General features: G+C 37.3%; 9 protein-coding genes and 1 pseudogene. 7 read left to right on the forward strand and 3 right to left on the reverse strand.

The genetic code is table 11. The features are described from left to right. Window positions 1-182 precede the first annotated feature (182 nt). A pseudogene (locus IPL24_06220) lies at window positions 183-3,621 on the reverse strand (pyruvate carboxylase). Window positions 3,622-3,836: 215 nt separating this feature from the next. Further along, on the reverse strand, window positions 3,837-5,879 hold the full coding sequence (locus IPL24_06225; GenBank protein ID MBK8363286.1) for a thioredoxin domain-containing protein: 2,043 nt from the start codon (window positions 5,877-5,879) through the stop codon (window positions 3,837-3,839). Window positions 5,880-6,165: 286 nt separating this feature from the next. On the opposite strand from IPL24_06225, the gene rplU reads away from it, so the two are divergent. From rplU to IPL24_06250, 5 genes are all read left to right on the forward strand, one after another. Next, the gene (rplU, locus tag IPL24_06230; protein ID MBK8363287.1) at window positions 6,166-6,477 is read left to right on the forward strand and encodes a 50S ribosomal protein L21; all 312 of its coding nucleotides are present in this window, start codon (window positions 6,166-6,168) and stop codon (window positions 6,475-6,477) included. 36 nt (window positions 6,478-6,513) lie between these two features. Next, complete coding sequence (gene rpmA / locus IPL24_06235) at window positions 6,514-6,783, forward strand: 50S ribosomal protein L27 (protein ID MBK8363288.1); 270 nt, start codon at window positions 6,514-6,516, stop codon at window positions 6,781-6,783. A gap of 111 nt (window positions 6,784-6,894) precedes the next feature. Then, entirely contained in the window at window positions 6,895-7,563 is a 669-nt protein-coding gene (locus IPL24_06240) for a DUF2461 domain-containing protein (protein MBK8363289.1), read from the forward strand. Between the two features lie 294 nt (window positions 7,564-7,857). Further along, entirely contained in the window at window positions 7,858-8,505 is a 648-nt protein-coding gene (locus IPL24_06245) for a T9SS type A sorting domain-containing protein (GenBank protein MBK8363290.1), read from the forward strand. A gap of 159 nt (window positions 8,506-8,664) precedes the next feature. Continuing rightward, window positions 8,665-10,464 carry a hypothetical protein gene (locus IPL24_06250; protein ID MBK8363291.1) on the forward strand — a complete coding sequence of 600 codons (1,800 nt, stop codon included), beginning with the start codon at window positions 8,665-8,667 and terminating at the stop codon, window positions 10,462-10,464. A 433-nt stretch (window positions 10,465-10,897) separates the two neighbouring features. Here the strand turns inward: IPL24_06250 and IPL24_06255 are convergent, their stop codons facing one another. Beyond that, window positions 10,898-11,188 (reverse strand): four helix bundle protein, encoded by a 291-nt coding sequence (locus IPL24_06255; GenBank protein ID MBK8363292.1) that lies wholly within the window; start codon window positions 11,186-11,188, stop codon window positions 10,898-10,900. A gap of 498 nt (window positions 11,189-11,686) precedes the next feature. Here IPL24_06255 and serS point away from each other — a divergent pair, with 498 nt between their 5' ends. Together serS and IPL24_06265 are read left to right on the forward strand one after the other, a co-directional pair. After that, window positions 11,687-12,916: a serine--tRNA ligase gene (serS, locus tag IPL24_06260; GenBank protein MBK8363293.1), complete on the forward strand. Its 1,230-nt coding sequence runs from the start codon at window positions 11,687-11,689 to the stop codon at window positions 12,914-12,916. Next, window positions 12,913-14,760 carry a tetratricopeptide repeat protein gene (locus IPL24_06265; protein ID MBK8363294.1) on the forward strand — a complete coding sequence of 616 codons (1,848 nt, stop codon included), beginning with the start codon at window positions 12,913-12,915 and terminating at the stop codon, window positions 14,758-14,760. Before serS ends, IPL24_06265 begins: the two co-directional genes overlap by 4 nt. Window positions 14,761-14,941: the final 181 nt, after the last annotated feature.

Raw genomic sequence — 14,941 nt, forward strand, 5'->3', positions numbered from 1 at the left:
GCAAGTCTACAAGTAGATCTAGGATTAAAAAGCTCTGCACTAAATCTGCGAGTTCTGCGAGATCTGCGGGAGAAAAAAATAACGCTTAATTTATTTCCCGCAGATCTCGCAGAACTCGCAGATTTAGCGCAGAGATAATTCCGTGATCTCGTTGTGAACTTGCGTTCTTGTGTTAAAAATTTTCACTCCTTCTCTAAAACCAAATCATCATTCTCCACCATCGTAGCCTCATTCAAATGAAGCTTCTTGACTTTGATATCTGCTGATGCGGTAATGGTGGTTTCCATTTTCATTGCTTCGATCGTAAACAGTGGCGCATTCTTTTTTACCAGATCACCTTCTTTCACAAAGATCTTCGTAAGTCGACCTTGCAATGGAGAACCAATATGATTGTCGCCTTTAGCTTTAACATGTGAGATCTTCTCAACTTTAGCTTTATGATCCTTTACTTCAATAGAACGTGTTTGTCCATTCAAACGGAAGAATACAGTTCTGTTTCCATTTTCATCTACATTATCTGAAATGTAGAGTAAACGAATCAACAACGTCTTACCTCGTCCTATATTTACAAGAATTTCTTCATTGCTTTTCATTCCGTAGAAAAATGCAGGAGTAGGGAGTGAGGTTACATCACCATATTGCTTATTGAAATTATAATACTCTTCAAAAACTTTTGGATAAAATTTCCACGACAGGAAGTCAAGGAAACTCTGATAGTTGTCAAATTTTTTCTGAAACTCTTCGAATTCAATTTCAAAGTCAATTGGTTTCAGATGCGCATTTGGCAGATCTGTATATGGTTTCTGGTCTCTGAGAATTATTTTTTGTAATTCTTTCGGCCAGCCTCCAAACGGTTGTCCAAGATCGCCTTTGAACATACTCTTCACAGACTCCGGAAACGACAGATTTTCTTTTTTGAAGATGTCTTCTTTTGAAAATTTGTTATTCACCATAAACATTGCCATATCTCCGACAACTTTTGATGATGGTGTTACTTTTACAATATCACCGAACATTTCATTTACATCTTCATAGGCTTTTTTGATCTCATCCATTCTTTCTGCAAGCCCAAGAGAAATTGCCTGTGGCTTCAGATTTGAATATTGTCCACCGGGAATTTCGTGTTTATAGACTTCAGCTGTTCCTGCCATCAGACCGGATTCAAAAGGATAGTAATACTCTCTGACAGTTTCCCAGTAATTGGAAAATTCATTCAGAGAATTTACATCTGTCTTTGTTTCATAAGGTGTATTGCGTAATGATTCAACAAGAACATTGAAATTCGGCTGACTCGTCAAGCCTGACAACGAACTTAAAGCAACATCAACAACATCAACTCCTGCTTCAATCGCTTTCAGATAAGATGCATTTTGAATCGATGATGTATCGTGTGTATGCAAATGAATCGGAATGTCAATCGATTTCTTCAATTCCTTCACCAGAATTTCTGCTGCATATGGCTTAAGTAATCCTGCCATATCTTTTATTGCAAGAATGTGGGCACCGCTGTCTTCAAGTTGTTTTGCAAGATCTACATAATATTGCAATGAATATTTCTGACGCTTCGGATCCATTATATCTCCCGTGTAACAGATACATGCTTCTGCAATTCCTGAAGTACGTTCTCTTACTGCATTGATAGAATTTTTTCATACTGTCGATCCAGTTCAGTGAATCGAAGATGCGGAAAACATCGATGCCGCTATCCCAGCTTTTCTCTATGAATTTTGTAACAAGATTATCAGGATATGAAGTATAGCCGACAGCATTCGAACCACGGATAAGCATTTGCAGCATAATGTTTGGAATCGCAGAACGTAAGGCTTCTAAACGTTTCCATGGACATTCATGTAAAAACCGGAGAGCAACATCGAAGGTAGCACCACCCCACACTTCCATAGAAAATAATTCCGGATGACGGTGTGAGAAACTTTCTGCGACTTTCAGCATGTCTTGTGTCCGTACACGTGTCGCAAGTAATGACTGATGTGCATCGCGCAAAGTTGTATCCGTAAACATTACCTGCTTTTGATCTTTCAGCCACTTTGCAAATTTCTCAGGACCAAGATCGTCGAGCATTTGTTTTGTTCCGGGAATTATTTTTTCGTTCCGGTTGAATTCAGGAACTTTCGCTGTATGAAAAATTTTCGAATGATCGATCTTTGATACATCCGGATTTCCATTCACCATTACATCGGCCATGTAACGAAGGATCTTAGTTCCCCGATCCTGACGGACTTCAAACTGAAAAAGAGCCGGATATTTTTCTATGAAGCGAACTGTAATTTGCCCGCTTTCAAATTCATTGTGATTTAAAACGTTTTCAAGAAAAAGAATATTTGTTTTAACACCTCTGATCCTGAATTCGCGTAAGGCACGAAGCATTCTCCGGCGCGCACCTTTTAATGTTCTTCCTTTTGCAGTGATCTTTACAAGCATTGAATCAAAGAAGGGAGAAACCTTCACGCCTTGATACGAACTTCCTTCATCGAGACGAATTCCATATCCGCCTGCATGGCGATAAGCTATGATAGTTCCGTAATCAGGTTTGAAATCATTCTGCGGATCTTCTGTTGTTATCCTGCATTGAATTGCAACACCTGTGAAAGTGAGTTTATCCTGAGTGGGAATTTCAATAGGTCTTTCATGCAACCTATTTCCTTCTGCAATTAGGATCTGACTTCTGACAATATCAATTCCTGTGATTTCTTCAGTAACGGTATGTTCTACCTGAATCCTTGGATTGACTTCGATGAAAAATATATTTTCGTCTTTGTCAACGAGAAATTCTACAGTACCGGCATTATTATAATTCACAGTTTTTGCAATATTCAATGCATAACTGTAGAGTTTGTCTTTTGCTTCCTGAGAAAGAGAAGGAGCAGGAGCGATCTCTATTACTTTCTGAAATCTTCGCTGCACACTGCAATCACGTTCGAATAAATGAACGATGTTCCCGAAATTATCACCCAGTATCTGAACTTCTATGTGTTTAGGATCGTCAACATATTTCTCAATAAAAATTGTGTCGTCACCAAAAGCATTTCCGGCTTCGCGTTGAGCTTCTGCAAAAGATTTTTTTAAATTTTCTTCGTCATTGATAACGCGCATTCCTCGTCCGCCACCGCCGGCACTGGCTTTCAATATTACCGGTAGACCAATTCTTTTTGCTTCTTCCAAAGCAATTTCAGGAGTAGTAAGTTTGACTTTGTTGTCTTCAATAACAGGTACATTGCATGAACGCGCAACTAGTTTTGATTTTACTTTATCGCCCAGCTGTTCCATTACTTCCGGGGTTGGGCCTATGAAAATAATTCCTTCTTCACGGCAACGAGTTGCGAAGCGGACATTCTCGGAAAGAAATCCGTAACCCGGATGTATTGCCTGAACTTTATTTTGTTTAGCAACACGAATGATCTCTTCAATATCGAGATATGGTTTCAGCGGATCATTGTCGTTTCCGATCTGATAAGCTTCATCAGCTTTGAAGCGATGCAAAGAATAACGGTCTTCGTAAGTAAAAACTGCAACAGTCCGGATGCTTAACTCAGCAGCCGCTCGAAGTACACGAATTGCGATCTCCCCGCGATTTGCGACAAGGATCTTTCGAATTTTTTCCATATTGAAATTCCGGATTTTTAATGACTTACCATCAATACGATCCCAATGGGGTTTCTGTTACTGAAAATGGCCGTCTTATGACTAAAATATACCCTTCATCTTACAAAAAATCATGCCTTCAGACTAGGATTTATAGGATTAATAGGATTAATAGATTTAAGGATTACATGGAAGTAATTGTAATGACTATTGACAGATATTGAACAACGGGTTAATCAATGCTGAAGTAATTTCAATGCATCTCCTGCACTCTCAACAGGAAGTTTACATGTTTTATTTTCGCAAACATAAATGTAAGTCTTATCAGGTACAAAACGATTTGTCAAGAGCGGTAATTCGCTCGTATTGCTTACGCTTCCTGCAAGTAAAACATTGGGTAAATAATGTGAAGCGATCTTTTTTCGTTTTGCTTCTGCGTCTTTTCCGGAAATAACTGTTTGCTTAAATGGAGATGTAAAATTCATCATCAGATTTGCCCAATTGCTATATGCTGATCCCCACTTCGACATTTCTGAAGCTACATTGGAAAGCATTGTTCGTGCGATCGCTGTGTATTTCGGTTCTTCAAAATATTCTCCAAGTATGAAAAGATTATTTGCCATCTCAGAGTTGGATGCCGGAATTACATTGTCGGAAATTTCTTTTGTTCGGGTGATAAGTGAATGATCAAGATCAGAAGTAAACCAGAACATTCCATTCTGTTCATCATAAAAATGTTCAATTGCTGCTTCAGTCAGACGTTGTGCTGAATAAAGCCAGCTTTCATCAAAAGTAACTTTGTAAAGTGAAATTAATGCTGAAGTAGTGAATGCATAATCTTCAAGATAGCCTGTGTGTAATTTACCTTTGTGACTTTCTACATGAAGTAAATGTCCGGCAGAATTATATGCATTCTGTTTTATATTTTTCATACACTGTAATGCTTCGTTGAGATAAGAACTATCGCCAAAAGTCTGATAGGCATCACATAGTCCTGAAATCATCAGTGCATTCCATGAAGTGATCATTTTTTTGTCAATTCCCGGGCGAATTCTGTGTTCGCGATGATTGAGAAGTTTAAACTTTATACCTGAAATATAATTTCCGAATTCTTCAATCGACAGATCATATTTCTTTGCCAGAATTTCATTGTCAAGATATCTGACAGGAAGAAAATTCTCTTCTTCCCAAAAACCTCTTTCATTGATGTTGAAATAATCGTAGATCAATTCCTTCTGACGATCATTTGCAATTGGAGGAAATGAAATTGTTTCCAACTCAGCCTTTGTCCACACATAAAATTTGCCTTCTTCACCTTCTGAATCAGCATCAATCGCTGAATAATACTTTGCATTACCATCCGACATTTCTCTTTTAAGAAAACTCACAGTTTCTTCTACTATCTGTTTGTATAACGGATCCTGATTGGTCTGATATGCTTTAGAATACAGACTGATCAACTGTGCATTGTCATAAAGCATTTTTTCGAAATGCGGAATTTTCCATGCGCTATCTATGGAATACCGTGCAAATCCGCCACCGATCTGATCGTAGATTCCGCCATAAGCCATCTTTTTCAAAGTCAGATTTACATGGTCTAAAAGTTTGGCGTCTTTATTTTCCGTAGCATAACGAAGTAAAAATGTATAGTTGTTTGGCAAAGGAAATTTTGGTGAACGATTCGGGCCACCATCGTGATTGTCAAGATAGTTTTTCCATTGTCCAACAGTATTTTCCAGAACTGTTTTATCAAAAGTTGTCTGTGAAGCAAGTGACGATGTAAACTCCGGCTGATGCATTCCCTGCAATAATTCTTCGCCATATTTATAAGCCTGAGCAGGATTTTCTTTGTAGAATTGTGCAAGTTTTAATAGCAGATCTTTCCATGTTGCATTCTGAAAATAAGTGCCACCATAAATTGGTTTTCCATCAGGAAGTGTGATACAATTTAATGGCCAGCCTCCACTGCCTGTCATCAATTGAACAGCTTTCATGTATACCTGATCGACATCAGGTCGTTCTTCTCGGTCGACTTTGATGCAAAGGAAATTATCGTTCATGATCTTTGCTGTAGCAGAATCTAAAAACGATTCTTTCTCCATCACATGACACCAATGACAAGAAGAGTAGCCGATTGAAATCAGGACTAACTTATTCTCTCGTTTTGCCTGAGCCCAGATATCTTCAGACCAGGGATGCCAATCGACCGGATTATTGACATGCTGCTGCAAATACAGGCTCTTTTCCCCTAAAAGGTGATTTGATCCGGTTGATTGCATAAACGGCTGTTTCATATTCCTGCAAGTTACCAGTAATAAGGCAATTTGCACAAATACCTGAATTCGAAATAATGACAATTTAGGTAGATTTTAGTTCGATAAGTTTCCTTTAAATTCGCAGTTCTGGACTTGAAAGAAACCCTTAAATTCCTTCAAAATTCCAATATTTAATGTTAGTCAAACTTATTTATAATTCAGCATAAAACTAATTCCAAAATCGATTTTGATAATTGTTTTTTTTAATTACATTTGCATCCCTCAAAAAGAGGAATTAAGTCGAAATAATATGTACGCAATTGTAAACATAGCCGGACAGCAATTTAAAGTGGTAAAAGACCAACAGGTAATTGTCCACCGTTTGGAAGGCGAAGAAGGAAAAAAGCTGGAATTCAGCGACGTAGTTTTAGTTGAAAACGCGGGAAAAGTAAAAGTTGGAACACCGGCAGTAAAAGGTGCTTCAGTTTCTGCAAGTATCGTAGGTCACTTACGTGGTGACAAAGTGATCATCTTCAAAAAGAAACGTCGTAAAGGTTATCAGAAACAAAGCGGTCACCGTCAGGATTTGACACGCATTCAGATCAACGCTATTACAGCATAATTTTACTAGTCATTAACCTGATAAAATCTAAAGATCATGGCACATAAAAAAGGGGTAGGTAGTTCGAGGAACGGTCGCGAATCGCACAGTAAACGCCTTGGTATTAAAATCTTCGGAGGTCAACATGTGATCCCGGGAAATATCATCATCCGTCAGCGTGGTACTAAACACATGCCCGGCGCAAACGTTGGAATCGGAAAAGATCATACGATCTATTCTTTGATCGAAGGAAAAGTAGTTTTCCGTAAAAAAGCAGATCAGAAAAGTTATATTTCTGTAGCTCCTCTTGAAGTAGCAGAAGCATAATCAAATTCTATAATATTAAGAAGCTGCCTCCACAGGCAGCTTTTTTTTTGCCTGAAATTTTTCATTGAAAACTTTATCCCTTATCTTGAAATTCTACAAATTGATAGTAATATGATCACTAAATCTACACTCGATTTTCTTACCAAAATAAAAAAGAATAATAACCGCGACTGGTTCGAAAAGAACAAAGCGAAATACATTTCTGCAAAAGATAATGTAGCTGATCTCATTGATGCATTCTTAAAAGAAGCAGTGAAGTTTGAAAAAGGTCTTGCGAATCTTTCTTCGAAAGATTGCGTGTACAGGATCTACCGCGATGTGCGCTTTTCAAAAGACAAGAAGCCATATAAAAATAATCTCGGAGCCAGTGTCAATGTTGGTGGTAAGAAAGCAATGAATGCAGGCTACTACATCCATATTGAACCGGGAAGAGCGTTCATAGCAGGTGGTATGTGGATGCCTCCGGCAGATCAGCTTAAAATGATTCGTCAGGAAATTGATTACAATGGAAAAGATATTCGCGCCATACTGAAGAAAAAGGATTTCAATGCTTACTACGGTGGACTCGATCAGGAATACGCTTTAAAAACTTCACCAAAAGGTTATCCAAAAGATCACCCTGAAATCGATTTGCTAAAGTTAAACAGCTACATCGTCTTTCATAAATTCACCGATGCACAAGTAATGAAAAAAGATTTTCCTAAAGAACTTGCAAAGGGTGCAAAGATTATGAAGCCATTTTTGGATTTTTTGAATACAGCGATTCATGTCGGTAATTAATAAATAAAGAAATACTCTTGTCGATAAAAAAAACAATTCAGAATGGGACTTTGATCCACGTTTAAAAAGTAAATTATTTTACTAATTTGAAGCATGAAACTGTAAATTTAGAAACTGAAAAGGTCCGTTCATTTTCATTTATATACCTTTTTAGCTCTTTAATAACGTTTATTTAAAAACTTTAATTTAGGAAAGAATTGAAAAAAACCATATATTTAATCCAATAGATGTTGCATTTTTTTGTCACAATTAATCATTCTACCAATGGCTTTAATAAACAGATTCAAATTCTTTTTGGAGAAAAAAACTTTCGGTGCTTTATTGTTGATTATTTTTTTTTCAAGTGTAAGATCGCCTGGACAGATTATAACCACATTTTCAATTAATCCACCGGTTCTGAATGATACTACGAGTTTTGATATTTATGTTACTTCCAGTTATCCAAGTGGTCCTTGCGATCTGCACATTCAGAGTTATTCAGTTTTCGGGAGTATTGTAGAAGCGCAATCGGAACATTGTATTGGCTCATTGGGTTCCGCCTGCATTAGTACAGATACATTTCACATTCTGCCTTTAGTAGCAGGGACATATATTTTCAGATATGATCTTACTTATACTTTAGATTCGGCCAGTTGTACTGGTATAGCAGGGACCAATTACTATTCCACAAGCATTAGCGTATTTCCAATAATTACCGGTGTTGAATCTGACATTGCTGACATAAAATATTCTATTCACGGTAATCAACTTTATCTGCCAGACAAATATTCAGATGATGACAATTCAATTACTATATTTAATATTTCGGGGTTGGAAGTTTTTAATAAAAAATTATACGGAATAGAGGTTGTTGACCTTTCTGAGCTATCAGATGGAATTTATTTCTGCTGCTTGTTTGTAAATCAAAAGCAATATTTCATTAAATTCTTTTTACATAATTAAAAATTCAGGAAGATTATTAAGTTCTTTTATCAAAAATATGGTTGAAAATTGACGATTTTTTCATTTTTCATTCTTGATTAAAAGCCGGTGCATTTTCTAGACTTTCGACTATAATTCATTATTAATTATTCATTATTAATTAATTTTTTATATTCGTGGATGTCCAAGCCACAAAAAACTGATAAAAAACAGGTGCCTTTACTTGCATTAAGAATCTGTATTGGAGTGCTTGCATTTCTTCTTTATTCAAATACACTTTCCCATAAATTTACGCTCGACGACGACTTCTTTTTTCTGAAAAATAAAGCGGTTGCAAAAGGGGTATCATCAATCGGAAGTTTTTTTACAGAAGGAAGTCTTGAAGGCTTTTCTGATAAACAAGGATTACAGCCTTACAGACCGGTAACATTACTTTCATTTGCAATACAAAAGGAGATGACAGGATTTAAACTCGGACCGGCGCACTTTGTGAATGTCCTACTGTTTTCATTTTTATGTATTCTGCTCTTTAATTTCTTACTGAAAATTTTCCCGAGATCCAGTGTATGGATTCCGGTAATGATAACATCATTATTTCTCTTTCATCCTGTACATACGGAAGTGGTGGCAAGTATTAAAAGCAGAGATGAATTATTAGCTGCTTTATTTGGTGTCTGGTCGCTTTCGATCTTTTTTGGAAATAAATTGGAAAGGCGTTCGTGGACAAGGATAGCTTCTTCCTTATTTTTATTTGCGCTTGCTATTTTCTCAAAGGAAGGTGCAGTTGCGCTTCTTGCAATATTTCCCCTTGTATCATTGACTTTGTGTAATGAAAAATTTAAGAAAGTGATTGTCCAGTTAACGCCATTCATTTTGGTGACAGCACTTTTTCTTTTTATGCGAAATAATGCTGTTGGCTCGACGCTAACAGAAAAAAGTGCTGATGTCATAAACAACATTCTTTACGGCTCAAATGGATTTGCCGAAGGTTTTGCGACGCGAATGGAGATTCTCTGGGTGTACCTTCGATTATTATTTGTGCCGGTCAATTTGTCGTGGGATTATTCATTTAATCAGATCCCTGTGATCGGTCTTTCATCTCCCTTAGCATGGATCTCAATAGCAGTCCATCTGGCATTGATCATTTTTGCAGTTAGGATGTTTAAGAAGAAAAGTGAAATCACCTTCGGAATACTTTTCTATCTGATCACACTTGCTCCGGTAAGTAATTTGTTTTTCTTGTTCGGAGCTACGCTCGCTGAGCGGTTTTTGTTTTTACCATCAATCGGATTTTGTATTGCAATCGGGTTCGCGCTTCCTTCCTTGTTTAAAATAGATGTCCGGACATTTACAGGTGAAAATAAAACAAAACTTATTGGAACAGTGGTTGCCGTCTGTTTGATATTTGGAGTAATGACGCACAAGAGAAATAAAGACTGGGAATCAAATCTTACTATTCTTGAAGCCGGTGCAATCAGTTCTCCCAACAGTGCCCGCGCGCATTCTGCACTTGCTGCACAGTACAGAATTCAGGGCGAGACAAGTTCTGATGGCAGAGTACGCGCCGAAAATTTCAGAAATGCAATTGCAGAATTCAAAGAAGCACTGAGGATTCTTCCGGGAAATCAGTTTTCACTTTATAATCTCGGACTTACTTATCAGTTGACCGGTGACACGGTTAATGCAATGAAAACGTATCATACGACACTTGACTATTCACCCGAACATGAATTTGCTTTGAACAATCTTGGTGCGCTTTATGAAAACATTCACAAAGTTGATAGTGCAATTTATTTTTTGTCACGTCTTGTAAAAGTTAAACCTGAAAAAATTCTTTACAAAGAAAATCTTGCGATCTTTCATTTGCATGCGGGACATAATGAAACTGCAATTGCTTTGTCGCAGGAAATAATAAGTGTTCAGCCATCCAATAAAAAGGCATACATAATACTTTCGGAGGCATATAGAAATTCAGGATAGATTAAAGCAAATGGAACTAACGAACCTGATACAAAGGGAAATGAATTTGGATTTTATCAACTTCGAACTAGATTAATTTAAATTGAATTTATGGAAGGATTTCTTTTGGGGGCAAGGTTTCGATATTTTAAAATTGAAATTGGGTGATTAAAAAATTTCGGATTTCGGAATGCGGATTTCGGATTGATAGCCTTGTAGGAAAATGCGAGTATAATTTCTTAATAGATTGAAATTATTCCTTAAAATTATTTTTTAATTGACTAAATAAAATTAAAGCGAATTACCATTGTAAACCAAGAAATATTTACTCGTGTAAGCACCAAATCCCAATTCCGCATTCATCAATTCAATTTTTCTTTCTTCATCGCTTCAAGTCTGTTCCTTACTGTTCGCCCTGAAGCTTGAATATTGCTACATGAACTCATTGCATTCTTTAATTAATATGGTTCAATCTGATCTTTTTCATCATTTTAGAATCGATTAGCAGCTCAAGCCAAAACAAGGTTTCATCAGCTTCTTCTTCAACAATGATAATTTTATTTAAAAAATCTTTATCCGATTTGGCTCTACAAGCAGCTCTGTAATTCGCCCCTATTGAGGTTCCGGATCGTATGATCTGGTTACTGATAGTATTGCCGCTCTTAATACGAGGAATTAGTTCTATTAAATGTAAAATGGCAATCGAAAATTTTTTTGTGCGATCTTTTAAATCATCTTTATTCATCCGGGATAAAATTTTGAATTATTTTTTCTGTAAAGGTATTTTGGTTTTTAATATTAGATTTGCTTTAAACAATCTTTCATAATTAAATATCCATCGTTAAATAGGAGAATTTCGAATTGCGGATTTCGGAATGCGGATTTCGGATTTGGTACTTCGTAGGGAAGGTCAGTTGATAATAATCAACTGATTCTGAAATTGAATGATTTCGGATTTCGTTTCATAACATTCTGGAAGTGATTATTTCATAATTATTAAAATTTGGATAAATGGTAATTTAAAGAACAATAAATGAAAAATTATTTAAATAGTTGATTAACAATATGATGCATTGAACTACGATGCGGTTTGTTGATTCCCCAATCCGCAATCCGCAATCCGCAATCCGCAATCCGAATTTATTTTCAAGAGATAACCGAAATCTATCACGCCAAATTTGCTAATTCATTCTAATATACCTATGATTCAGATTACTACCCTTCGCGAAAAAGCGATTTTGTTATTGAACGCCTCGCGGTGAAAAATTTTGATGCTAAACAAATTGTTGCCAACATTATTTCCATCGATGAAAATCGCCGGAAAATCCAGAATGAACTCGACGAACTTTTATTTCAGCAGAACACTCTTGCAAAACAAGTGGGTGATCTTTATAAAGCCGGAAAAAAACATGAAGGCGATGAAATGAAAAATAAAAGTGGAGCACTGAAAGAATCGTCTTCTGCCTTGCAAATGCTTTTAAATGACATTGAAGAAAAGCTGAATGCGGAAATGATAAAGCTTCCGAATATTCCTTCTGCTCAAGTTCCAAAAGGAAAAACTCCGGAAGATAATGAAGTAGTGCATCAGGAAGGAGCAATTCCTGAACTGTATGCAGGTGCTGTTCCACATTGGGAACTGACTACAAAATATGATATCATTGATTTCGAATTAGGTGTTAAACTTACCGGCGCAGGATTTCCTGTTTATAAAGGTAAAGGCGCTCGCTTGCAACGTGGACTGATAAACTATTTTTTAGATAAAGCTACTGAAGCAGGATTCAAGGAAATTCAACCTCCGATTTTGATCAATAAAGATTCCGGTTATGGTACAGGACAACTTCCCGATAAAGAAGGACAAATGTATCACATGCAGATCGACGATTATTATCTGATCCCGACTGCTGAAGTTCCGGTCACAAATATTTACCGCGATGTAATTGTAAAGAGCGATGAACTCCCAATTAAAATGTGCGCGTATACTCCTTGCTTCCGTCGTGAAGCAGGTAGTTATGGAAAAGATGTCCGCGGATTAAATCGCTTGCATCAATTCGATAAAGTTGAGATCGTACAGATCGAGCATCCTGATAAGTCATATGAAACACTTGACAAAATGGTTGAACACGTTTCAGGATTATTGCGTTCACTGCAACTCCCATTCAGAATTCTGCGTTTGTGTGGTGGAGATATGAGTTTTGCCAGTGCATTGACATACGATTTTGAAGTATTTTCTGCAGCACAGAAAAAATGGCTGGAAGTTAGTTCGGTTTCTAATTTTGAGACCTTTCAGGCCAACAGAATGAAGCTTCGTTATCGTCAGGGTGGCGAAAAGCCTCAGATTGCGCATACTCTCAATGGAAGTGCACTTGCTTTACCCCGAATTGTTGCTGCATTATTAGAAAATAATCAGACGCCTGATGGCGTTATAATACCCGATGCAATCCGTTCATATACGGGTTTCGATAAGATCAATTGAAAAACAAAACTAAATTTATAAGAACAGGAAAAGCAGTAGGTTCACTTTTGACCTTACTGCTTTTCTTTGCTTTGAACTCATTCGGACAAATGGGCCAGGATCGTCAGCTGGCTGATCAATATCTCAATAATGCCGAATATGAAAAAGCGGCACAACTCTATGATAAGTTGATGGACAAAGATCCGTTCGGAACTTATCCGCAGTATTACAAATGTTTGCTGGCAATGAAAGATTTCAATGAAGCTGAAAAGCTCACAAAGAAAATGATCAAGAAGCAGGAAACTAGTTTGTCGTATCTGGTTGACCTCGGATTTATCTATGCGCAGGTGAATCAACCTGATAAAGCAAAGTCGCAGTACGAAAAAGCTATCAAATCCTTAAAGCCTGATCAGGGGCAGATCATGAATCTTGCAAGTACATTTATGAACAGGCAGGAAACAGATTATGCTTTGCAAACTTATCAGGAAGGCAGAAAGATGATGCGTGAGATCTACGGTTTTTATTTTGAAACTGCTGAAGTATATTATCAGAAAGGAAATTATCAGGCAATGATCGAAGAATATCTTGATGCAGTTGCTGATAATCCGATGATGCAGCAAAGTGTTCTGAATATTATGCAGGCTCGCGTTGGATTTGATCCGGAAAACAATCGTGGTGATATGCTTCGTACTTCTTTGTTGCGGAGAATTCAGAAAACTCCGGAGAGAAGTGAATTTCCTGAAATGCTGATCTGGTATTTTATTCAGCAGAAAGATTTTGAATCTGCATTGATTCAGGCGAAAGCGATTGATAAGCGGATGAAGGAAGATGGTAGTCGCATCATGTCGATCAGTTCAATGGCAGGAGCAAATCTGAATTACGACATAGCAATAAAAGGTTATCAATATGTTGTAGAAAAAGGAAAAGACAATAACAATTACATTCCGGCAAGAATGGAATTGTTGAATACTTACAACAGAAAAATCACAGAAGAAAATATTTACACAAAGGCTGATCTTATAAAATTGGAAAGCGATTATGAACTTACGCTTTCTGAATTAGGAAGATCGGGCAGAACGGCAGGACTCATCAAAGGCCTGGCTCACCTTCGTGCATTTTATCTTGATAAGATCGATACAGCAATTGCAGATCTTGAAGAAGCAATTGATTATCCGGGAATCGCTGCACAAACAAAAGCAGATTGTAAACTGGAGTTAGGTGATGTGTATCTGTTCAGTGGAAATGTCTGGGATTCTGATCTGCTGTACGCACAAGTAGATAAAGATTTCAAGCATGATGCATTGGGGCAGGAAGCAAAATACAGAGGCGCGCGACTGGATTATTTCCGCGGCGATTTTCTCTGGGCTCAGGCGCAACTGGATGTGTTGAAGTCTGCAACATCGCAGCTTATAGCAAATGATGCTCTTTCTCTTGCACTACTCATCAGTGATAACATCGGACTGGATTCCACGACAGATGCATTGATGCTATATTCCCGTGCCGATCTTTTAAGTTACAGAAATAAGAATGATGATGCACTTGCCGTTCTCGATTCAATTCATATTCTTTATCCCGGGCATTCGCTTGTCGATGATGCATGGTTCAAGGAAGCGCATATCATGGATATGAAAAGAAATTATGCAGCGGAGGATTCTCTTTATGCAAAAATTCTTGAATACGACAGCGCAAGTGTAATTGCAGATGATGCACTTTATCAACGTGCAGTTCTTCACGAAACAAAACTTAACGACAAAGTCAAAGCCCAGGAACTCTATCAGGATCTTATCGTCAAATATCCGGGAAGTGTTTTTGTAGTAGAGGCGAGGAAGAAGTATCGGGCGTTGCGCGGCGACGTTATAAATTAACGAATAACGAATAGTGAATAACGAATAAATCTGCGCCTAGATCTGCGGAATCTGCGAGATCTGCGGGAGATTTTTTTTAAAACACAGAGATCACAAAGAAAAAAAACACAGAGAGCACAAGAGGTCAACTGGAAATCAAAACTAATCCGATTTCCATTAGGAGCAAAAATCAATATAACCT

It is taken from the genome of Bacteroidota bacterium (genome assembly GCA_016711505.1).
Classification (GTDB): Bacteria; Bacteroidota; Bacteroidia; order AKYH767-A; family 2013-40CM-41-45; genus JADKIH01.

Coding starts and splice junctions, on each gene's coding strand:
- IPL24_06225 (MBK8363286.1), bottom strand. CDS start 5,879: ATGCAATCAACCGGATCAAATCACCTTTTAGGGGAAAAGAGCCTGTAT.
- rplU (MBK8363287.1), top strand. CDS start 6,166: ATGTACGCAATTGTAAACATAGCCGGACAGCAATTTAAAGTGGTAAAA.
- rpmA (MBK8363288.1), top strand. CDS start 6,514: ATGGCACATAAAAAAGGGGTAGGTAGTTCGAGGAACGGTCGCGAATCG.
- IPL24_06240 (MBK8363289.1), top strand. CDS start 6,895: ATGATCACTAAATCTACACTCGATTTTCTTACCAAAATAAAAAAGAAT.
- IPL24_06250 (MBK8363291.1), top strand. CDS start 8,665: ATGTCCAAGCCACAAAAAACTGATAAAAAACAGGTGCCTTTACTTGCA.
- IPL24_06255 (MBK8363292.1), bottom strand. CDS start 11,188: ATGAATAAAGATGATTTAAAAGATCGCACAAAAAAATTTTCGATTGCC.